This is a genomic window from Pseudomonas sp. R151218B TE3479, from assembly GCF_053629195.1.
Genome location: NZ_JBRJHV010000001.1, coordinates 1,308,489 through 1,329,059 on the forward strand (window position 1 = coordinate 1,308,489; position 20,571 = coordinate 1,329,059).

A 20,571-nucleotide genomic window follows, 5' to 3' on the forward strand; every position below is an offset into this window, starting at 1 on the left:
TGTCAATAGAGCCGGTTGCTTAATAACTCGTTGTGAAAGGCTTCAGAAACATCCTACGTGTGTATGTTAAGAATGCGCAGCGCTGCAGGCCAATTTCCTAGACTCTTTGGTTTTTTTGAAAAAGGCTAGAAGCCGCGTCTGACAACTAAGTTTATGAGGCGCGCGGAGGATAAGTGTTGCGAGAGTTATATGGGTTACTTGCGATATGGGAGTCGGAGGATTTTAGTAGATGTAAGTTGCAAGTTATGTCGTTCGGATAAAGATCGCGATGTCGTGTTAGTTGTGCAGCGGTCTCACTTCCATCCCTGGAAGTGATAACACTGACTTACTGGTCGCCGTGTCCGGCGGAGAGGAACTTGCTGAGGAACTGTCGCGTGCGCTCTTCCTTGGGTGCTGCAAACAAGGCCTTGGCTTCGCCTTGTTCGACGATCACGCCTTTGTCGAAAAACACCACACGGTTGGCCACGTCCCGGGCGAAGCCCATTTCGTGGGTCACGATGACCATGGTGCGCTTTTCTTCGGCCAGGCCGCGAATGGTTGCCAGGACCTCGCCCACCAGCTCCGGATCGAGGGCCGAGGTCGGCTCGTCGAACAGGATCACCGCCGGCTCCATCGCCAACGCCCGGGCAATCGCCACGCGTTGTTGCTGGCCGCCGGAAAGGCGCCGTGGGTAGGCGTTTTCCTTGCCGGCCAGCCCGACCTTGGCCAACAGCTTGCGTCCCAAGGCCTCGGCGTCGGCGCGGGGAATTTTCTTCACCACCTGCGGGCCTTCGGTGACATTTTCCAAGGCGGTGCGATGGGGAAACAGGTTGAAGTTCTGGAACACGAAGCCCACCTGCTGGCGCAAACGGCGCACCAGGCCTTGTTGCTGGTTCAGTGGGCGGCTGCCATCGATCTCGATGTCGCCGACCTTGATCCGGCCACTGGTAGGCTCTTCGAGGAAGTTCAGGCAGCGCAGGAACGTTGTCTTGCCCGAGCCGCTGGGGCCGATGATCGCAACCACCTCGCCTTCTTCGATCTTCAGGTCGATGCCGTTGAGCACCACCTGACCCTTGAACTGCTTTGTCAGTTTTTCCACGACAATCATGGGTCAGGACTCCTGGTCATGCCGATTGACCCGGGCTTCCAGGACGTTCTGCAGGTGCGAGAGCACGGTGGCAAGAACCCAATAGATCAGCGCGGCGGCAAGGTACATGGTGAAGATTTCGAAGGTTCGCGCGGTGATCAACTGCGCCTGGCGGAACAGCTCCGGCACCTGGATGGTCGCCGCCAGCGCGGTGTCCTTGACCAGGGAAATGAAGCTGTTGCCCAGCGGTGGCAGGGCCGTGCGTGCGGCTTGCGGCAGGATGGCCCGGCGCAGGGTCTGGGCGCGGGTCATGCCGATACTCGCCGCCGCTTCCCACTGGCCGCGCTCGATGGAGCTGATGGCGGCCCGCAGGATTTCACACGCATAGGCGGCCATGTTCAACGAGAAACCGATCAGGGCCGCTGGCAGCGGATCCAGCTCGATGCCCAGTTGCGGCAACCCGTAATAGATCACGAACAACTGCACCAGCAACGGCGTGCCACGAAAGAACGACACGTAGATGCGGGCGATCCAGTTCACCAGCTTGAAGCGCGACAGGCGCATCAGCGCCAGGCCGAAGCCCAGCAGCAAGCCGAAAAACATGCCGCCCAGGCTGAGGATGACCGTGTAGTACGCGCCCTTGAGCAAAAAGGGCGCGGAGTCCAGTGCGAGTTGAAGAGCTGCTTCCATTATTTCGTGACGTCAGCGCTGAAGTATTTTTCCGAAAGCTCTTTCAGCGTACCGTCGGCGCGCAGTTTCTCGATGGCCTTGTTCACGGCTGCCAACAGCTCAGGCTCGCCTTTGCGCAGGGCGATACCGGCTTCCTGGCGGGAGAAGGCTTCGCTGGTAACGGTGGTGTCCTTGGCTTTCTTGGCGTATTCCAGTGCGGCCAGGCGGTCGATCAGGATGGTATCGATACGGCCGACGCGCAGGTCCTGGAACTTGGTGGGGTCGTCATCATAGGTTTTGACTTGGGCGCCCGGTACTTCAGCTTTTACCCATTGCTCGTAGTTGGTGCCCAAGCCCACGCCGACTTTTTTTCCGTCCAGGTCAGCGGCCTTCTTGATGTTCAACTCGTCGGCTTTCTTGGTCAGTACCAGTGCTTGAATCCCGGAAACGGTGTACGGCTCGGAGAAGTCGTACTTTTTCTTACGTTCCTCGGAGATGGTCACCTGATTGACCACTGCGTCCAGGCGCTTGGATTCCAACGCCGCGAGGATGCCGGCCCATGGGGTCGTCTGCAGCTTGACCTTCACACCCAGTTCCTTGGCCAGGGCTTCGGAGAACTCCACTTCGAAGCCGGTCAGTTTGCCGCTGTCATCAACGAAGCTGAACGGTGGATAAGTGCCTTCCAGGCCGATCTTGATTTCACCGGCATCCTTGATTTTCTGCAGTTGCTCACCGGCAACCGCTTGCCCCAGCAGCCCGGCGCTCAATGCCAGGCCCAGCGAACCCACCAACAGGTTGCGACGTAATGCGGAAAAATTCATGACAAGCCCCTGTGTTTTCTTATGAAGAGATATTTTGGCTGAGATAAGGCGTAGCCGCGATCCGAAAAGATTGCCACATCCTGCCTTAAAGCAGGCTGGGCGTCTCGCGGCAAATGCGCCTGCGGCGAGACTATAAGTTGGCTTTTATAGATTGGAAAATAATATTAAATCAACCATATATGCCTGTTTGGAATGACCCCTGTGGGAGCGAGCTTGCTCGCGATAGCAGTGGATCAGCCCATTCCAATTAGCTGACACGCCCTCATCGCGAGCAAGCTCGCTCCCACATTGAGGGTTTCCTACATCTTCAGAAGACTGTCATAGGCAAACAACGCCGGCGCGCCGCCGGTGTGCAAGAAGATGATCGGGCCTTGGTCGAAACGGTCGCGGCCAATGCCATCGAGCAGGCCGGCCATGGCCTTGCCGGTGTAGACCGGATCGAGCAACAGGCCTTCCAGGCTGGCCAGCAGCTTGACCGCCGCCAGTGTTCCGGCGTTCGGTTCGCCGTAGCGGGGGGCGAAATATTCGTCCCACAGGATCACTTTGAACGCTTCCGGAAGGGCGACTTCGAGCAACGCTGCCGTGCGCTCGGCCAGGCCTTGGACCTTCGGAAACTGGTCCTCCTCGCTGCGGGAAACGGTGACGCCAATGACCGGAAGCGCCGGCAGGCTTTCACTCAACGCCAGCGCCAGGCCGCTGTGGGTCCCGGCACTGCCCGAGGCCAGTACCACGGCAGCGAACTCGATTCCGCTGTCCTTGATCTGCTCGGTCAGTTCAAGGCCGGCGCGCACATACCCCAGCGCGCCCAAGGCGTTCGAACCGCCAATCGGCACCAGGTAGGGCTTTTTCCCATTGCTGCGCAGACGCCCGGCGAGGGCCTGCAATTGCTCATCGGCGTTGTCCAGGTTTTCCACTAGCTCGACCTTGGCGTCGAACAGCTCCAGCAGCAATCGGTTGCCGTTGCCCAGGTAATTGCTGTCTTCGGTGCCGATGGGGTTTTCCAGCAAGGCCACGCAACCCAGGCCCAGCTTCGCGGCCAGGGCGGCGGTTTGGCGTACGTGATTGGACTGGATCGCCCCGGCGGTGATGAGGGTATCGGCACCTTGGGCGACGGCCTCGGCGGCCAGGTATTCGAGCTTGCGCAGTTTGTTGCCGCCCAAGGCCAGGGGCGTCAGGTCGTCGCGCTTGATGTAGATGTCCCGGTCGAGCCAGGTGGAGAGGCGGTCGAGTTTTTCCAGCGGTGTCGGATGGCTGAGCAGGTCGAGACGGTTAAAGCGAGACAACTGTTCTTTGATCATGGGTCCGTACTGGTTGTAGGCGATGTCTGGACTATAGGCACGCGGATATTCGTGGGCAACCGGCAATCATTTGTTTGGAAGTAAACCGGCGGGGGATTGGGGGCACGAATGATGTGTGAGCGCCGAAAACCTGTGGGAGCGAGCTTGCTCGCGATAGCGGAGGTTCAGTTCGCCTCTGTATTTACTGACATACCGCCATCGCGAGCAAGCTCGCTCCCCCAGGGGGCTGTGTATATGGCTCAGTCACTGAACGAATGCTCACCAGGCAACGTCATACCCTCCCGTAGGCTAGCGTAGGAAGCATGCCGTTGAGCCCTGCGATTAGTCCTTAGCTGCCTATTCATGTTTAACTTGAACGTTCATTCAAGTTAAACCGTCGGTTTGCTGCCCGCTCACAATAAGGAGGCTTGCTTTTGCCGAGTCCGTTTTCGACCCTCGCCGTTTCGCTGCCCGGGGGGCCTCACCCATGAGTGCTTCGTCCCTGCCACCCAGCGGCCTGGTCCGCATGAATCCGCCGGTGTTTTACTTCGCCGCGACCTTCATCCTGCTGTTCGGCCTGGTGGTGATTGCCGTGCCGGAGCAAGCCGGCGCCTGGCTGCTGGCGGCGCAGAACTGGGCGGCCAATACGGTCGGCTGGTACTACATGCTCGCGATGACGCTGTATCTGGTCTTCGTGGTGGTCACCGCCTTGTCCGGCTACGGCAAGATCAAGCTCGGTGCCGACCACGACGAGCCCGAATTCAGCTATCTGTCCTGGGCCGGCATGCTGTTTGCCGCCGGCATCAGCATCACGCTGTTTTTCTTTTGCGTCTCCGAGCCGCTGACCCATTTGGTGCAGCCGCCCCAGGGCGAGGCCGGTACCGCCGAGGCGGCGCGCCAGGCCATGCAGATCCTGTTCTTGCACTGGGGCCTGCACGGCTGGGGCGTCTTCGCGTTCGTCGGCATGGCCCTGGCGTACTTCGCCTACCGGCACAATTTGCCGCTGGCCCTGCGTTCGGCGCTGTACCCGCTGATCGGCAAGCGCATCAACGGTCCCATCGGCTATGCGGTGGACGGCTTCGGCATTATCGCGACGGTGTTCGGCCTTGGCGCGGACATGGGTTTTGGTGTGCTGCACCTCAATTCCGGGCTCGACTACCTGTTCGGCATTGCTCACACCCAGTGGATTCAGGTTGGTTTGATCGTGCTGATGATGGGCGCGGCAATCCTCGTCGCGGTGGCCGGTGTCGACAAGGGCGTGCGGGTCATGTCCGACATCAACATGCTGCTGGCCTGTGCGTTGCTGCTGTTCGTGCTGTTCGCCGGGCCCACCCAGCATTTGCTCAATACCTTGATCCAGAACATCGGCGATTACCTCGGCGCCCTGCCGATGAAGAGTTTCGACCTGTACGCCTACAACAAACCCAGCGACTGGCTGGGCGGCTGGACGGTGTTCTATTGGGCCTGGTGGATCGCGTGGTCGCCGTTCGTGGGGCTGTTCATCGCGCGGATTTCCCGCGGTCGGACCATTCGTGAGTTCGTGTTCGGCGTGCTGCTGATTCCTCTGGGCTTCACCCTGGCGTGGATGTCCATCTTCGGCAACAGCGCCATCGACCAGGTGCTGAACCACGGCATGAGCGCCCTGGGCATGTCCGCCCTGGAAAACCCGTCGATGAGCCTTTATTTGCTGCTGGAAACCTACCCCTGGAGCAAGACTGTCATCGCGGTCACCGTGTTCATCAGCTTTGTGTTCTTCGTCACGTCCGCAGACTCGGGCACCGTGGTGCTTTCGACGCTGTCAGCCAAGGGCGGCAATCCCGATGAGGATGGGCCGAAATGGCTGCGGGTGTTCTGGGGTGCGATGACGGCCCTGGTGACCAGTGCGTTGTTGTTCTCCGGCAGCATCGATGCCTTGAAGTCGGCGGTGGTGCTGACGTCCTTGCCGTTCTCACTGATTCTGCTGTTGATGATGTGGGGCCTGCACAAGGCGTTTTACCTGGAGTCCCAGAAGCAGATCGCGCAATTGCATTCCTTGGCGCCGGTGTCGGGATCGCGCCGGGGCACGGGCGGCTGGCGTCAGCGCTTGAGCCAGGCGGTGCATTTTCCGTCCCGTGATGAGGTGTACCGTTTCCTCGACACCACGGTGCGCCCGGCCATTGAAGAAGTGACCGCGGTGTTCGTCGAGAAGGGGCTGACGGTGGTGACCCAGCCCGACCCGGCCAACGACAGCGTCAGCCTGGAGATCGGTCACGGCGAGCAGCATCCGTTCATTTACCAGGTGCAGATGCGTGGCTACTTCACGCCGTCCTTCGCCCGCGGCGGCATGGGCTCGAAGCAGCTCAACAACCGGCGCTACTACCGTGCCGAGGTGCACTTGAGCGAAGGCAGCCAGGATTACGACCTGGTGGGCTACACCAAGGAGCAAATCATCAACGACATCCTCGACCAGTACGAGCGGCACCTGCAGTTCCTGCATTTGGTGCGCTGAGCGAGGCAGTAGGTTTTCCATCTTTACCGGCCTCATCGCGAGCAAGCTCGCTCCCACAGGGGCAAGTGATTCCTTCTTGGAGGGCTGCCGGTTCCCTTGTGGGAGCGAGCTTGCTCGCGATAGCGGTTTGGCGGACGCCGCCGGGTGAAGCTTCAGACAAGCCCGCCATTGGCCCGCAGGACCTGCCCATTCACCCAGCCGGCGGCCGGGCTCACCAGGAACGCGATGATGCTGGCAATGTCCTGCGGCTGGCCGAGGCGTTCCAGGGGCGGCATCTTGGCGTAGTGCTGCACCTGTTCTTCGCTCTTGCCGTGCATGAACAGTTCGGTGGCGACCGGGCCGGGGGCCACGGCATTGACCGTGATCTGGCGACCGCGCAGTTCCTTGGCGAATACCTGGGTCAAGGACTCCACCGCCGCCTTGCTGGCGATGTACACCGAGTAGCCGGGCAGGTTCAGGCCTACGGTGCTGCTGGAAAAGTTCACGATCCGGCCTCCGTCGTTCAGGCGGGTCGCGGCTTCGCGCAAGGTGTTGAAGGTGCCACGGGTGTTGATGGCGAACGTCTGCTCGAACAGCTCATCGCTGTGTTGCGCCAGGGGCATTACCTGGAGGATGCCGGCGTTGTTGATCAACACGTCGACCTTGCCCAGATGGGCTTCGGTTTCGTCGAACATCCGCCGCACATCGGCGGAAGAGGACACGTCCGCCTTGATCGCTATGGCCTGGTGACCGGCCTGGCGCAGTTGAACCACCAGTTTCGAGGCTTCAGTGGCGCTGTTGGCGTAGTTGATGGCGACGGCGAAACCTTCGCTGGCCAATTGCTTGGCAATCTCTGCTCCGATGCCGCGGGAGGCGCCGGTCACGATGGCAACTTTCGAATTTTGAACAGTCATGTGAGGTTCCTTTGAGGTTGAAGTGTCGTGATTCGTTGAGGCCAGATTCACATGTTTACTCTTGGCGATAAATGTCCGAGAGTTGCCTTGACTGTTCAATATTTTCCAACAATCGGCGGGCAGGATTCAGATGGACCAAGTCAAGGCGATGAGGGTATTTGTCCGCATATACGAGCGCAGCAGCTTCACCCTGGCCGCTGAAGACTTGAATATGCCACGGGCCACGCTGACCCATACGCTCAATCAATTCGAAGCCTGGCTGGGCATTCGTTTACTGGAGCGCAGCACCCGCAAGGTTCGCCCGACCCTTGATGGCGAAGCCTACTACCCGCGCTGCGTGCATTTGCTGGCGGAACTTGAAGAGGCCGAATTGGCGTTTCGCGGTGTGGCGCCCAAAGGCAAGTTGAGGGTGGACCTGCATGGCACCCAGGCCCGGTACTTCGTGATTCCGGCGTTGCCACAATTCATGGCCCGCTACCCCGAAGTAGAACTGTTCATCAGCGAGGCGGATCGCTTCGTCGACCTGATTGCCGAGGGCGTCGATTGCGTGCTGCGTTCCGGTACGCTGGCCGATTCATCATTGATTGGCCGGCGTGTCGCCAATCTTCGGCAGATCACCTGTGCCAGCCCCGGTTACTTGCGTCAGTATGGCGAGCCGAAGAGCCTCGATGACTTGAAGCATCACAGGGCGGTGAATTACGTCTCGCGGACCACCGGCAAACTCTATCCGTTCGAGTTCATGGTCGATGGCGAACTCAAGGAGGTGCCGATCGGGGGCTCGTTGTCGGTGTCCGGCGCCGAGATCTACGCCGCCTCGGCCATCGCCGGCCTGGGTCTGATCCAATGCCCGTATTACCGAATGGAAGAACCGATCCGGCAGGGCCTGATCCAGGAAGTCCTCACCGCCACCCCACCGCCCTCCATGCCGGTGTCGGTGCTCTATCCCCACAACCGACACATGTCGCCACGGGTTCGCGTATTCGTGGATTGGGTGGCGGAGGTGTTTGCGCAGGCGCGTTAATGGGGACCGTGGTTATCGTTGGCCCTGTGGGAGCGAGCTTGCTCACGATGAGGCCTTTGCCAGTCGATATTTTCGTTGGCTGATCCACCGCTATCGCGAGCAAGCTCGCTCCCACCCTATTGCGAACTTTCGGCCTGACCGAGGCGTCTGTGAAATGTTAGCTTCTGCCATCAGCCGTCCGAACAGAGAGCTTTTTCGATGACCTACACCGCTGCGCAAAACCGCTACGAGTCCATTCCCTACCGCCGCGTCGGTCGCAGCGGGCTGGTGCTGCCGGCGTTGTCGCTGGGGTTGTGGCACAACTTTGGCGACAGTACGCCCATCGACACCCAGCGTGCCTTGCTGCGCACGGCGTTCGACCTGGGTATCAACCACTTCGACCTGGCGAACAACTACGGCCCGCCCTATGGCAGCGCCGAGATCAATTTCGGCCGGTTGCTGCGCGAAGATTTCCAGCAGTACCGCGATGAGTTGATCATCTCCAGCAAGGCCGGTTGGGACATGTGGCCAGGGCCTTACGGCCAGGGCGGTGGCTCGCGCAAATACGTGCTGGCCAGCCTCGACCAGAGCCTGCAACGCCTGGGGCTGGACTATGTGGATATCTTCTATTCCCACCGCTTCGACCCCGATACGCCACTGGAAGAAACCGCCAGTGCACTGGCCACTGCGGTGCAGCAGGGCAAGGCGTTGTACATCGGTATTTCCTCGTATTCCGGGGTGAAGACCCGGGAAATGGCGGCGCTGCTCAAGGAATGGAAAGTCCCACTGCTGATCCACCAGCCGGCCTACAACCTGCTAAATCGCTGGGTGGAAAAAGACCTGCTGGATGCCACCGACGAATTGGGTACCGGTGTGATTGCCTTCACCCCACTGGCCCAAGGCCTGCTGACTGACAAATACCTGAAGGGCATTCCGGCGGATGCACGGGTTAACCGTCCGGGGGGTGGCTCGTTGCAGGCTGCGCATTTGTCGCAGGAGAACCTCGCCCACGTGCGCGCCCTCAATGAGATCGCCCAACGTCGTGGCCAGAGCCTGGCGCAAATGGCCCTGGCCTGGACCTTGCGCGATCCCCGGGTCACCTCGGCCCTGATCGGCGCCAGCCGGCCGGAGCAGATCATCGAGAACGTCGGAGCCTTGCAGAACCTGAACTTCAGCGCCGAAGAACTGGCCGAGATCGACCGATTTGCCCAGGAGGGTGGCATCAATCTTTGGGAGAAGCCTTCGTCAGCTGAATAACCCAAACCCCCTGTGGCGAGGGGATTTATCCCCGCTGGCTGCGAAGCAGCCCCAGGAACAGCTCAGCACGGTCTGCCTTTCAGATCGTGCGTGCAGGTTTTAGGGCCGCTACGCAGCCCAGCGGGGATAAATCCCCTCGCCACAAAGGCGATTCCATCTCTATTCAGCGAAAAAACGGCACATCCCCCAACACCGTCGCCCGGTGCATCACCCGCCGGGCCGGGCGGTAGTCGTCCACGGCGAAATGCTGGGTCACACGGTTATCCCAGAACGCCACGTCGTTGACCTGCCAGCGCCAGCGCAGGGTGAACTCCGGGCGGGTGGCGTGGGCGAACAGTAGCTTCAGGATCGCCTCGCTTTCGGTCTCCGACAGTTCGTTGATACGCGTGGTGAAACCTTCATTGACGAACAGTGAACGACGTCCGCTCACCGGATGGGTGCGGATCACCGGATGAGACAGTGGCGGGTTTTTCCGCCGTGCCTCTTCCCAGCGCGCCAGGTCTTCGGCGGTGTTGCCAAAGCGCTCCAAGGGAAAGGACCGGGTAAAGTCGTGAGTCGCCGTCAGGCCTTCCAGCAAGCGTTTCAACGGTGTCGACAAGGCTTCGTAGGCGGCGATGCCACTGGCCCACAACGTATCGCCGCCAAACGCCGGCAGCAGCTTGGCGCTGAGCACCGCGCCCAGGGCTGGAGTCGGGAGAAAGGTCACGTCGGTGTGCCATACCGCGTTGTCGCGGACATCGGTGACGGCGGTATCGAGCACCAATACTTCGGGCTGCTCCGGCACGTTGGGGTAGATCGGATGAATGTGCAGGTCGCCAAAATACCCGGCGAAACGCGCCTGCTGTGTGGGTTCGATCGGCTGGTCGCGGAAAAACAGCACCTGATGTTCGAGCAGCGCCTGCTCGAGGGTGTCGCGGTCGGCCTGGCTCAGCGGCTGGCGGATATCGAGTCCTTCGATCTGCGCGCCGAGGGCGGTGCTCAAAGGCGTAATGGTCGGGCGGTTCATCGCAGTGTTCTCGTTCTGGGCGCCGAATGGTCGGCGTGGTCATTGGGTATCAATGGGTCTGGCCGTGCCACGGCACCAGTTTGCGTTGCAGGGCGCGCAGGCCCATTTCCATGGCGAAGGCAATCAGCGCGATCACCAGGATTCCCAACACCACCACGTCGGTGACCAGGAACTGCGCCGCTGACTGCACCATGAACCCCAGGCCACTGGTGGCCGCGATCAGCTCGGCAGCCACCAGTGTCGACCAGCCCACGCCCAGGCCGATGCGGATGCCGGTGAGAATGTCCGGCAGGGCACTGGGCACGATCACATGGCGAATCAACTGTGCCCGCGTGGCGCCCAACGATTGCGCCGCGCGCAGCTTGGCCCGGTCGACGGTGCGCACGCCGGTGGCGGTGGCAATGGCAATCGGGGCGAAGATCGCCAGGTAGATCAGCAGTACCTTCGACAACTCGCCGATGCCGCACCAGATCACGATCAATGGCAGGTACGCCAACGGTGGGATCGGCCGGTAGAACTCGATCAACGGATCGAGCACACCGCGCGCGATGCGGTTGGCGCCGATGGCGATACCCACCGGCACCGCCGTCAGCACCGCGAACAACAAGCCCAGGCCGATGCGTTCAAGACTGGCGGCCAAGTGTTGCCAGAGGGTGGAGTCCATGTAGCCGTGGGTCGCCAGCAGCCAGCCTTTTTTCAGTACGGCCGAGGGCGGGGGCAGGAACAGCGGTTCGATCAGGCCGCTGGCGGTGACGGCCCACCAGACTGCCAGCAACGCGACCAGGGTCAAGCCGCTGATCCAACGGGTACTCAGGTGGGGCCTCAAACCGCCGGCCGCGGGCCGGGTCGTCGCGTCACGGACCCCGGCGGGAATTTCGTAGCTGCTCATGCGCGCTCCTGGGGTCGAGTGGCGCTGCGTTGGGAAAACACTTTGGCGAGCACATGCTCGCGGGTTTCGATGAAGCGTGGGTCGGACTTGATCGACCGTGCCGATTCCCCCGCCCCGTAGCGCTGGCCGAAATCCAGGCTCAGGCGCTCGACGATCTGCCCCGGGTTCGGTGCCAGCAGAATCAAGTCAGTGGCGAGGAACACGGCTTCTTCAATGTCATGGGTGATCAGGAACACCGGCTTGGCGGTGCGCTGCCAGACCTGCAGCAACAGTTCCTGCATCTGCTCGCGGGTGAAGGCGTCCAGCGCACCGAACGGTTCGTCCATCAACAGCACACGCGGGTCGGCTGCCAACGCCCGGGCCAGGCCGACGCGTTGTTTCTGGCCGCCGGAAAGTTGCCAGACGCGGCGTTGCTCGAAACCGGCCAGATCCACCAGGGCAAGCATTTCCCGGGCGCGAGCCTCGCGTTTTTCCTTGGGGATGCCGGCCAGTTCCAGGCCGAACCCAACGTTTGCCAGTACGTCCTGCCACGGCAGCAGCGCATCGTCCTGGAACACCACGCCGCGTTCGGCGCTCGGACCCTTGACCGGCGTGCCGTCGAGGGTGATCTGCCCGGCGCTGGGCTCGACGAACCCGGCGATCAGGTTCAACAGCGAAGTCTTGCCACTGCCGGACGGGCCGAGGGCGACCAGCAACTGCTGGGGCCCCAGGGTCAGTGAAATATCCGCCAGCACGGGGTCCGTCGCACCGGGGTACTGTGCGCTGATGCGCTCCAGCTGTAGCAAGGCCATCGCCGTGACTCCTTCTAGTGTGCGATCACTGGGTGATGTATTTGGCGCTGACAAAAGGCGCGTAGTCCGGCAGCACGGCTTCGACCTTGCCTTGCTCCTTGAGGAACGCTGCGGTATCGGTGATGGCTTGGGTGGTCGGTGCGCCGAGGCTCACGACCTGATCGGCCGCCAGGGGAAAGACGTTGCCTTGCAGCAACAACGGGATATCGCTGACCTTGGCGCCGGAGAGCTTCACCAGTTTGTCGACGTTGGACGCATCGGCCAGCCAGGCTTGTGGGTCCTTGCGGTACTGGGCGTAGGCGTCCAGGGTCACTTTGGCGAAGGCGGTGACGATTTCAGGGTGCTTCTGGGCGAAGTCCTTGCGCACGATCCAGGCGTCGAACGTCGGGGCGCCGAACTTGGCCAGCTCTGCGGAGGTGATCAGCACCTTGCCATTTTCCTTGGCCACACCCAGGGCCGGGTCCCAGACGTAGGTGGCGTCGATGTCGCCGCGTTTCCAAGCGGCGATGATGGCCGGTGGCGCCAGGTTGAGGATGGTGACTTTCGATGGGTCGATATTCCAGTGCTTCAACGCGGCGAGCAGGCTGTAGTGGCCGGTGGACACGAACGGCACGGCGATCTTCTTGCCGATCAGGTCCTGCGGGGTATTGATGCCGGAGCCGTTGCGGGTCACCAGGGCCTCGGCGGCGCCGATCTGGGTGGCGATGAGGAACGTTTCCACCGGGACCTGGCGGGTGATGGCGGCGGTCAACGGGCTGGAACCGAGGTAGCCGATCTGCACATCGCCCGAGGCGATGGCGGTGATGACGTCGGCACCGTTGTCGAACTTGCGCCAGTCGATTTTGGCTTGGGTGGCTTTTTCATAAGTGCCGTCGGCCTGGGCGACCTTGGCCGGGTCGACGGTGGTCTGGTAGGCGACGGTCAGGTCGGCTGCCTGGGCAAAAAGACTCGTTGCTGCCAGGGAGGCGGCCGCGAGAAGGCGAAGGGGGGAACGCAAAGACATGGAAAATCTCCTCAACAGGCCGCCGGATGTTCGGCGTTTGAGGAGACTAAATGATCTAAGAATTCAAAAATAAATAACTTTTTCGAATTAGCTTATTTGCGAAAAAATCTATTCGAGCATCAGCTTTTGTGGCGAGGGGATTTATCCCCGCTGGGTTGCGAAGCGACCCCAAATCAGTCGAATGAGAGTTGACCCAGACACTGAGGTGTACCGTCGAGGGCTGCTTTGCAGCCAACGGGGATAAATCCCCTCGCCACAAAATCATTCCCATGTAAGACATGGGAATGATGCATGAGGGGATCAGTTACTGATCGCCAAAATGCTCGCTTGATACGAACCCACGAATACATCGAAATCCCCCACCTCGTTCTGTTCCAGCTCAGCTTGCTGGACCAGCGACTCGCGTGCGGTCTCTTCGAATGTCGCTTGCTCCTGGGCAGGCAACGGCTCGGCGCGGAAGAATTCGGCGTGGGCCTTGCTTTGGCGCAGGGAGAACTGGGCGAAGCTTTCCTGGTGTTCGGCCATGGCGGCCAGCACCTGGGCTGAAGGCGTCAGGGACGGATCGCGAACTTTCGACAACTGCGCGTCCAGTGCCTGGCGATGGGCATCGCCACCGTGGCTCTGGTCGAGCAGCGCGGCCAGCGGAGCGATGTTTTCCAGCAATTCCACGGCCCAGGCCTGCATGTCCACCGCTTGACCCTGGCGCTGCAATTGCAGGCCTGGCTTGCGACCTTCCTTGACCACGGTCAGGAAGTTGCTCGTGGCGTTGCCGCATTCGTTGTTTTCCAGCTGCGGGCTGTCATTGAGGCCGCAATACAGTAGGAACGCATCGAGGAACCGCGCTTCGGTGAGGTCGATACCCATCGGCAGGAACGGGTTGATGTCCAGGCAGCGCACTTCGACGTACTGGATCCCCCGGGCCATCAAGGCCTGGATCGGCCGCTCGCCGGTGTAGGTCACACGCTTGGGACGGATGTTGGAGTAGTACTCGTTTTCGATCTGCAAGATGTTGGTATTGAGCTGCACCCACTCGCCGTTCTGGTGAGTGCCGACTTCGACGTACGGCGCGTAGGGCGTCGCCACCGCTTTGCGCAGGCTGTCGGTGTAGCTCGCCAGGTCGTTGTAGCATGGCGTGAGGCCGGCCTGGGCGTTGCTCTGGTAACCCAGGTCGCTCATGCGCAGGCTGGTGGCGTAGGGCAGGTACAAGGTGTCCGGGTCCAGTTGTTCCAACTGGTGCGGACGGCCCCGCAGGAAACCGACGTCCAGGGCCGGCGAGGCACCGAACAGGTACATCAGCAACCAGCTGTAGCGGCGGAAATTACGGATCAGCGCGATGTAGGCCGACGACTGGAAGTCCCGGTCGCTCACCTCGGCGGCTTCGTCCTGGCGCAACAGCGGCCAGAGCTTTTCCGGCAAGGAGAAGTTGTAGTGGATACCTGCGATGCACTGCATGGTCTTGCCGTAGCGCAGGGCCAGGCCCTTGCGATAGACGTACTTGAGTCGACCGATATTCGAGGTGCCGTAATAGGCGATCGGAATCTCTTCTTCGGCCGGCAGTGGGCACGGCATCGACGGGCTCCACAAGTACTCGTCGCCCAGTTTGCTGTAGGCAAACCGGTGGATCTTGTCGAGGCTGCGCAAGGTATCGGCCGGGTTGGCCAGGGCCGGCGTGATGAACTCCAGCAGCGACTCGGAATAGTCGGTAGTGATCTGTTCGTTGGTCAGCGCCGAACCCAGGGCCTTGGGGTGCGGAGTCTGCGCCAGGCGCCCATCGTCCGTGACACGCAGGCATTCACGCTCGATGCCGTGCAGGCACTGTTCGAGCAGGGAGAGGTTGGCGCGCTCGCCGAGCAGGGCCAGGCGGCGGTTTAAAAGGTCGCTCAAGTTGAATTCCTTCACGCGTCAGTCGCCCCAATATGGGGGTGGGCAAGACGGTCTACAAGGGTGAAGTTAAAACTGGCGTTTTCGCCTGGTTTTCATGCCAAAAGCTAGCCACCGCAACCCCACTGTGGGAGCGAGCTTGCTCGCGATGGCGGTGGATCAGCAACGTTGATCTTGACTGACCCTCCGTTATCGCGAGCAAGCTCGCTCCCACAGGAAAGCCCGACACTGCATTCATGGCGTCGAAATTAACCCAAATCGATGACAGGGAGCTATAGGACAGCGAACGTGCCTTGCGCTTTTGCGACCAGTTTGTCGCCTTGCATCACCTCGGCTTCGACCACCAGCGTGCGCCGACCCGGGTGGATGACCCGGGCGGTGCACAGGACTTCGCCGTCGGACACGGCGCGAATGTAGTTGATCTTGCATTCGATGGTCGCGCTCTGCTGGTCAAAGCCATGGACACTGGAGCAGGCCAGGCCCATGGCGATGTCCACCAGGCTGAACAGTGCGCCGCCGTGCAGCTTGCCGCCGCGGTTGCGCAACGGCGGCTCAAGGCCCAGGGCGACTTGCGCCACCCCGTCTCCCAGGCTCTGCAAGCGGCAGCCGAGCAGCTTGAAAAAGGCGCTTTCCACCAACCCGGCCGGCACGTCCATCAGCGCTTCTTCAACTGCTTGGCGTTGGCGAACAGCGAGGCCATGGCGTTGTTCGCCGGGGCGGCGGTGGCGGTTTCCTTGCGCGGTGCGGTGTTCTGCGACTGACGAGGCGTCGAGCCAGGGCGAGCACCACGGGCACCATCGACTTTCTCGCCGGGCGTGTCGCTCATGCGCATCGACAGGCCGACGCGTTTGCGCGGGATGTCGACTTCCATGACCTTCACTTTCACCACATCGCCCGCCTTCACCGCTTCGCGCGGGTCCTTGATGAACTTCTCGGACAACGCCGAGATATGTACCAGGCCGTCCTGGTGCACGCCGATGTCGACAAAGGCACCAAAGTTGGTGACGTTGGTCACCACGCCTTCGAGAATCATGCCCGGTTGCAGGTCCTTGAGGTCCTCGACACCGTCCTGGAACTCGGCGGTCTTGAACTCGGGACGCGGATCGCGGCCCGGTTTTTCCAACTCCTGGAGAATGTCGGTGACGGTGGGCAGGCCGAAGGTTTCATCGGTGAATTTCTTCGGGTCCAGGCGCTTGAGGAACGCGGCATCACCGATCAGCGAGCGGATGTCGCGGTCGGTCTGGGCGGCGATGCGTTGCACCAGCGGGTAGGCTTCAGGGTGGACGGCTGACGAATCCAGCGGGTTGTCACCGTTCATGACCCGCAGGAAGCCGGCGGCCTGTTCGAAGGTTTTTTCACCCAGGCGTGGGACTTTCTTCAACGCGGCGCGGGTCTTGAACGCGCCATGTTCGTCACGGTGGGTGACGATGTTCTGTGCCAGCGTGGCGTTCAGGCCGGAGATCCGCGCCAGCAGCGCCACCGAAGCGGTGTTTACATCCACACCCACGGCGTTCACGCAATCTTCCACCACGGCGTCCAGGCCGCGCGCCAGTTTCAACTGGGAAACGTCGTGCTGGTACTGGCCGACACCGATGGATTTGGGGTCGATCTTCACCAGCTCCGCCAGTGGATCCTGCAGGCGACGGGCGATGGACACCGCGCCACGGATCGACACATCCAGGTCGGGAAATTCCTTGGAAGCCAGTTCCGATGCCGAGTAAACCGACGCGCCGGCCTCGGAGACCATGACCTTGGTCATTTTCATGGCTGGGTATTTCTTGATCAGCTCGGCGGCCAGTTTGTCGGTCTCGCGGCTGGCGGTGCCGTTGCCGATGGCGATCAGGTCCACCGAATGCTTGGCGCACAGAGCGGCGAGCACGGCGAGGGTCTGGTCCCACTTGTTGTGCGGCACGTGCGGGTAGACCGTGGCGTGATCCAGCAGTTTGCCGGTGGAGTCCACCACCGCGACCTTGCAACCGGTGCGCAGGCCCGGGTCCAGGCCCAGGGTGGCGCGGGGGCCGGCCGGCGCGGCCAGCAGCAGGTCGTGCAGGTTGTGGGCGAACACGTTGATCGCCTCGGTCTCGGCGTTGTCGCGCAACTCGCCCAGCAGGTCGGTTTCCAGGTGGGTGTAGAGCTTGACCTTCCAGGTCCAGCGCACCACTTCGGCCAGCCATTTGTCGGCGGCGCGGTTCTGGTTCTGGATGCCGAACTGCTGGCCGATCATGCCTTCGCACGGGTGCATGGTTCCCGGCAATTCTTCACCGACCTTCAGGGCGGAGCTGAGGATGCCTTCGTTGCGACCCCGGAAAATCGCCAGAGCGCGGTGGGACGGCATGCTTTTGAGCGGTTCGTCGTGTTCGAAGTAGTCGCGGAACTTCGCGCCTTCCTCTTCCTTGCCGGCGATCACTCGGGCGCTGAGGATGGCTTCCTGTTTGAGGAAGTTGCGCAGCTTTTCCAACAGGTTGGCGTCTTCGGCGAAACGCTCCATGAGGATGTACTTGGCACCCTCCAGCGCCGCTTTCACGTCCGCCACGCCTTTTTCGGCATCGACGAAGCGCGCGGCTTCGGTTTCCGGGGCCAGGGTCGGGTCGTTGAACAGGCCGTCGGCCAGCTCGCCGAGGCCGGCTTCCAGGGCGATCTGGCCCTTGGTGCGGCGCTTTTGCTTGTAGGGCAGGTACAAGTCTTCGAGACGAGTCTTGGTGTCGGCCAGTTTGATGTCGCGCTCGAGTTGCGGGGTCAGCTTGCCCTGCTCCTGGATACTGGCCAGGATGCTGATGCGCCGTTCGTCGAGTTCTCGCAGGTAGCGCAGGCGTTCTTCCAGATGCCGCAGTTGGGTGTCATCGAGGCTGCCGGTCACTTCTTTCCGGTAACGGGCGATGAAAGGCACCGTGGAACCTTCATCGAGTAGCGCGACTGCCGCTTCGACCTGTTGTGGGCGTACACCGAGTTCCTCGGCGATGCGGCTGTTGATGCTGTCCATAAAACCACCTGACAAATTGTGAAATCAGGCTCGCCACCACAGAAACCGGGCTCGGCGAGACTGGTTGAGCGGCCTGGCATGCGCCGCTGCCTGGGTCAAAAGGCTGCCTGTTGACCCGCGAAATTCAAAAAGTTGCCTTGCCAAGGCTAAAAAATGGTACGCCGGGATCACGATCCGGTATTCCCTGGCACAAAAGGCCGCGCATTATAACCAGCGATCCGTCCCGAGGGGGGGACATGGTCTGTAGGCTTGATACCCGGATTTGTGGAGATAGAGGAAAAATCTGCTAACAATGCACACGGTGCGTATAACGGCAGCTAGGCCATAATGCGCGCCGAGATCAAAGGAGCTTCCTATGAGCAGCACTGCACAAACTGCTGAAGGCGAAAAAATTCTTATTGTTGACGACGATCCAGGGCTGAGCAGCCTGCTGGAACGCTTTTTCGTCAGCAAGGGCTACCGCGCCCGCACCGTACCGAATACCGAGCAAATGGATCGGTTGCTGGCCCGTGAAGTGTTCAACCTGGTCGTACTCGACCTGATGCTGCCCGGTGAAGACGGCCTGACCGCCTGCCGCCGTCTGCGCGGCGCCAACAACCAGATTCCGATCATCATGCTCACCGCCAAGGGCGACGAGTTGAGCCGTATCAAGGGCCTTGAACTGGGCGCCGACGATTACCTGGCCAAGCCGTTCAACCCCGACGAACTGATGGCTCGCGTCAAGGCGGTGCTGCGCCGCCAGTCGGCGCCGGTGCCTGGTGCGCCGGGCAGCGAAGATGAAAGCGTGACCTTTGGCGACTACGAACTGTCCCTGGCCACCCGTGAGCTCAAGCGCGGCGATGAGGTCCACATGCTCACCACCGGTGAGTTCGCCGTGCTCAAGGCCCTGGTGATGAACGCCCGCCAGCCGCTGACCCGCGACAAGCTGATGAACCTGGCCCGTGGTCGTGAATGGGATGCGCTGGAGCGCTCCATCGACGTGCAGATTTCCCGCCTGCGCCGGATGATCGAGCCTGATCCTTCCAAGCCGCGGTATATCCAGACCGTCTGGGGCGTGGGTTACGTGTTCGTGCCGGATGGCGCCGCCAGCAAGTGATCGGCGATTTGTAGGAGCGGGTGGCCTGACCGGTTGAAATGTCTTCTTCCAGGCGACTCGCGGTCTGTCATTGTGCGAGCATCGCTCGCTCCTGCAAGTGTGTAGCGGTTATTCATGAAAACCCCCGTTTGGTTCCCCCAGAGTTTCTTCTCCCGCACCCTCTGGCTGGTGCTGATCGTCGTGCTCTTTTCCAAGGCACTGACGTTGGTGTACCTGCTGATGAACGAAGACGTGCTCGTGGATCGACAGTACAGCCACGGCGTTGCCTTGACCCTGCGGGCCTATTGGGCGGCGGACGAAACCAACCGGGCGAAAATTGCCGAGGCGGCGACGCTGATCCGTGTCGTCGGTGCCGGCGTGCCGGAGGGCGAGCAGCATTGGCCCTACAGCGAGATCTATCAACGCCAGATGCAAGCCGAACTGGGCGCCGATACCGAGGTGCGATTGCGCATGCACTCGCCGCCGGCGCTTTGGGTACGGGCTCCAAGCCTGGGGGATGGCTGGCTGAAAGTGCCGTTGTACCCGCATCCGTTGCGCGGCCAGAAAATCTGGAACGTGCTCGGCTGGTTCCTGGCCATCGGCCTGCTGTCGACGGCATCGGCGTGGATCTTCGTCAGCCAGCTCAACCAACCGTTGAAACGCCTGGTCTACGCCGCCCGCCAACTGGGCCAGGGGCGCAGCGTGCGGCTGCCCATCAGCGATACGCCCAGCGAGATGACCGAGGTCTACCGCGCCTTCAACCAGATGGCCGAGGATGTGGAACAGGCCGGGCGCGAACGCGAGCTGATGCTGGCGGGCGTCTCCCACGACCTGCGCACGCCCTTGACCCGGCTGCGGTTGTCGCTGGAGTTGATGGGCGAGCACACCGACCTGACCGATGAGATGGTCCGCGACATCGAGGACATGGACGCGATTCTCGACCAGTTCCTGGCGTTCATACGCGACGGGCGTGATGAGTCCGTGGAAGAGGTGGACCTTAGCGAGTTGGTGCGGGAGGTGGTCGCGCCCTATAACCAGAACGACGAGAAAGTGCACCTGCGCCTGGAGCCGATTCAGCCGTTCCCGTTGCGCCGGGTGTCGATGAAGCGTTTGTTGAACAACCTGATCGGCAATGCCCTGAACCATGCCGGCGCCGGCGTCGAAGTGGCGGCCTATGTCTCTGGCGACACCAGCGCGCCTTACGTGGTGCTGAGCGTCATGGACCGTGGCGCCGGCATCGATCCCTCGGAGCTGGAAGCCATTTTCAACCCCTTCACCCGGGGCGATCGTGCCCGGGGTGGGAAAGGCACGGGACTGGGCCTGGCCATCGTCAAGCGTATCGCTTCGATGCACGGTGGCAACGTCGAGTTGCGCAACCGCGCCGGTGGTGGGCTGGAGGCTCGAGTGCGGTTGCCGCTGGGCTTGATGCTGCCTCGGGATGCGGTGTAATCGATCTGATTGCAGGAACCTGTGGG

At 61.5% G+C, this 20,571-nt stretch carries 17 protein-coding genes; 5 read left to right on the forward strand and 12 right to left on the reverse strand.

Annotation, left to right across the window (positions count from 1 at the left end; translation table 11 throughout):
- Nucleotides 1-325 precede the first annotated feature (325 nt).
- The 4 genes from tcyN to AB7M32_RS05885 all read right to left on the reverse strand — a co-directional run bounded on the left by tcyN (nt 326) and on the right by AB7M32_RS05885 (nt 3,854).
- Nucleotides 326-1,087: an L-cystine ABC transporter ATP-binding protein TcyN gene (gene tcyN / locus AB7M32_RS05870; RefSeq protein WP_072409216.1), complete on the reverse strand. Its 762-nt coding sequence runs from the start codon at nt 1,085-1,087 to the stop codon at nt 326-328.
- A 3-nt stretch (nt 1,088-1,090) separates the two neighbouring features.
- Nucleotides 1,091-1,756, reverse strand: a complete 666-nt coding sequence (tcyL, locus tag AB7M32_RS05875; protein ID WP_163006689.1) for a cystine ABC transporter permease — start codon at nt 1,754-1,756, stop codon at nt 1,091-1,093.
- Nucleotides 1,756-2,556, reverse strand: a complete 801-nt coding sequence (gene tcyJ, locus AB7M32_RS05880) for a cystine ABC transporter substrate-binding protein (protein ID WP_454249352.1) — start codon at nt 2,554-2,556, stop codon at nt 1,756-1,758. The genes tcyL and tcyJ overlap by 1 nt, the downstream gene beginning before the upstream one ends.
- A gap of 299 nt (nt 2,557-2,855) precedes the next feature.
- Nucleotides 2,856-3,854 (reverse strand): D-cysteine desulfhydrase, encoded by a 999-nt coding sequence (locus AB7M32_RS05885; protein WP_454249353.1) that lies wholly within the window; start codon nt 3,852-3,854, stop codon nt 2,856-2,858.
- Nucleotides 3,855-4,359: 505 nt separating this feature from the next.
- Between AB7M32_RS05885 and betT the strand changes: the two genes are divergently transcribed.
- Nucleotides 4,360-6,321 carry a choline transporter BetT gene (betT, locus tag AB7M32_RS05890; protein ID WP_454252103.1) on the forward strand — a complete coding sequence of 654 codons (1,962 nt, stop codon included), beginning with the start codon at nt 4,360-4,362 and terminating at the stop codon, nt 6,319-6,321.
- A 152-nt stretch (nt 6,322-6,473) separates the two neighbouring features.
- On the opposite strand, the gene AB7M32_RS05895 is transcribed toward betT, so the two are convergent.
- Nucleotides 6,474-7,214: an SDR family oxidoreductase gene (locus AB7M32_RS05895; protein ID WP_454249354.1), complete on the reverse strand. Its 741-nt coding sequence runs from the start codon at nt 7,212-7,214 to the stop codon at nt 6,474-6,476.
- 130 nt (nt 7,215-7,344) lie between these two features.
- Here AB7M32_RS05895 and AB7M32_RS05900 point away from each other — a divergent pair, with 130 nt between their 5' ends.
- Together AB7M32_RS05900 and mgrA are read left to right on the forward strand one after the other, a co-directional pair.
- A complete protein-coding gene (locus AB7M32_RS05900) occupies nt 7,345-8,235 on the forward strand; it encodes a LysR family transcriptional regulator (RefSeq protein WP_454249355.1) in 891 nt (296 codons plus the stop codon).
- Nucleotides 8,236-8,433: 198 nt separating this feature from the next.
- Nucleotides 8,434-9,471 carry an L-glyceraldehyde 3-phosphate reductase gene (gene mgrA, locus AB7M32_RS05905; protein WP_454249356.1) on the forward strand — a complete coding sequence of 346 codons (1,038 nt, stop codon included), beginning with the start codon at nt 8,434-8,436 and terminating at the stop codon, nt 9,469-9,471.
- A gap of 163 nt (nt 9,472-9,634) precedes the next feature.
- Here the strand turns inward: mgrA and tauD are convergent, their stop codons facing one another.
- The 7 genes from tauD to AB7M32_RS05940 all read right to left on the reverse strand — a co-directional run bounded on the left by tauD (nt 9,635) and on the right by AB7M32_RS05940 (nt 18,021).
- Entirely contained in the window at nt 9,635-10,477 is an 843-nt protein-coding gene (tauD, locus tag AB7M32_RS05910) for a taurine dioxygenase (protein ID WP_454249357.1), read from the reverse strand.
- A gap of 49 nt (nt 10,478-10,526) precedes the next feature.
- On the reverse strand, nt 10,527-11,366 hold the full coding sequence (tauC, locus tag AB7M32_RS05915) for a taurine ABC transporter permease TauC (protein ID WP_454249358.1): 840 nt from the start codon (nt 11,364-11,366) through the stop codon (nt 10,527-10,529).
- On the reverse strand, nt 11,363-12,157 hold the full coding sequence (gene tauB, locus AB7M32_RS05920; RefSeq protein ID WP_454249359.1) for a taurine ABC transporter ATP-binding subunit: 795 nt from the start codon (nt 12,155-12,157) through the stop codon (nt 11,363-11,365). Before tauB ends, tauC begins: the two co-directional genes overlap by 4 nt.
- 25 nt (nt 12,158-12,182) lie before the next feature.
- Nucleotides 12,183-13,160 carry a taurine ABC transporter substrate-binding protein gene (tauA, locus tag AB7M32_RS05925; protein ID WP_454249360.1) on the reverse strand — a complete coding sequence of 326 codons (978 nt, stop codon included), beginning with the start codon at nt 13,158-13,160 and terminating at the stop codon, nt 12,183-12,185.
- Between the two features lie 300 nt (nt 13,161-13,460).
- Nucleotides 13,461-15,044, reverse strand: coding sequence for a glutamate--cysteine ligase (gene gshA / locus AB7M32_RS05930; RefSeq protein ID WP_454249361.1), 1,584 nt, complete (start codon nt 15,042-15,044; stop codon nt 13,461-13,463).
- Nucleotides 15,045-15,313: 269 nt separating this feature from the next.
- Entirely contained in the window at nt 15,314-15,697 is a 384-nt protein-coding gene (locus AB7M32_RS05935; protein WP_060739674.1) for a PaaI family thioesterase, read from the reverse strand.
- Nucleotides 15,697-18,021 (reverse strand): Tex family protein, encoded by a 2,325-nt coding sequence (locus AB7M32_RS05940; protein ID WP_072409192.1) that lies wholly within the window; start codon nt 18,019-18,021, stop codon nt 15,697-15,699. Before AB7M32_RS05940 ends, AB7M32_RS05935 begins: the two co-directional genes overlap by 1 nt.
- A 355-nt stretch (nt 18,022-18,376) precedes the next feature.
- Here AB7M32_RS05940 and ompR point away from each other — a divergent pair, with 355 nt between their 5' ends.
- Nucleotides 18,377-19,117: an osmolarity response regulator transcription factor OmpR gene (gene ompR / locus AB7M32_RS05945; protein ID WP_003196691.1), complete on the forward strand. Its 741-nt coding sequence runs from the start codon at nt 18,377-18,379 to the stop codon at nt 19,115-19,117.
- 114 nt (nt 19,118-19,231) lie between these two features.
- Nucleotides 19,232-20,545: an ATP-binding protein gene (locus AB7M32_RS05950; protein ID WP_060739672.1), complete on the forward strand. Its 1,314-nt coding sequence runs from the start codon at nt 19,232-19,234 to the stop codon at nt 20,543-20,545.
- Nucleotides 20,546-20,571: the final 26 nt, after the last annotated feature.

Excerpts from the sequence above, each read along its gene's own strand:
- tcyN (WP_072409216.1), bottom strand. The coding sequence starts at position 1,087 with ATGATTGTCGTGGAAAAACTGACAAAGCAGTTCAAGGGTCAGGTGGTG.
- tcyL (WP_163006689.1), bottom strand. The coding sequence starts at position 1,756 with ATGGAAGCAGCTCTTCAACTCGCACTGGACTCCGCGCCCTTTTTGCTC.
- tcyJ (WP_454249352.1), bottom strand. The coding sequence starts at position 2,556 with ATGAATTTTTCCGCATTACGTCGCAACCTGTTGGTGGGTTCGCTGGGC.
- AB7M32_RS05885 (WP_454249353.1), bottom strand. The coding sequence starts at position 3,854 with ATGATCAAAGAACAGTTGTCTCGCTTTAACCGTCTCGACCTGCTCAGC.
- betT (WP_454252103.1), top strand. The coding sequence starts at position 4,360 with ATGAATCCGCCGGTGTTTTACTTCGCCGCGACCTTCATCCTGCTGTTC.
- AB7M32_RS05895 (WP_454249354.1), bottom strand. The coding sequence starts at position 7,214 with ATGACTGTTCAAAATTCGAAAGTTGCCATCGTGACCGGCGCCTCCCGC.
- AB7M32_RS05900 (WP_454249355.1), top strand. The coding sequence starts at position 7,345 with ATGGACCAAGTCAAGGCGATGAGGGTATTTGTCCGCATATACGAGCGC.
- mgrA (WP_454249356.1), top strand. The coding sequence starts at position 8,434 with ATGACCTACACCGCTGCGCAAAACCGCTACGAGTCCATTCCCTACCGC.
- tauD (WP_454249357.1), bottom strand. The coding sequence starts at position 10,477 with ATGAACCGCCCGACCATTACGCCTTTGAGCACCGCCCTCGGCGCGCAG.
- tauC (WP_454249358.1), bottom strand. The coding sequence starts at position 11,366 with ATGAGCAGCTACGAAATTCCCGCCGGGGTCCGTGACGCGACGACCCGG.
- tauB (WP_454249359.1), bottom strand. The coding sequence starts at position 12,157 with ATGGCCTTGCTACAGCTGGAGCGCATCAGCGCACAGTACCCCGGTGCG.
- tauA (WP_454249360.1), bottom strand. The coding sequence starts at position 13,160 with ATGTCTTTGCGTTCCCCCCTTCGCCTTCTCGCGGCCGCCTCCCTGGCA.
- AB7M32_RS05935 (WP_060739674.1), bottom strand. The coding sequence starts at position 15,697 with ATGGACGTGCCGGCCGGGTTGGTGGAAAGCGCCTTTTTCAAGCTGCTC.
- AB7M32_RS05940 (WP_072409192.1), bottom strand. The coding sequence starts at position 18,021 with ATGGACAGCATCAACAGCCGCATCGCCGAGGAACTCGGTGTACGCCCA.
- ompR (WP_003196691.1), top strand. The coding sequence starts at position 18,377 with ATGAGCAGCACTGCACAAACTGCTGAAGGCGAAAAAATTCTTATTGTT.
- AB7M32_RS05950 (WP_060739672.1), top strand. The coding sequence starts at position 19,232 with ATGAAAACCCCCGTTTGGTTCCCCCAGAGTTTCTTCTCCCGCACCCTC.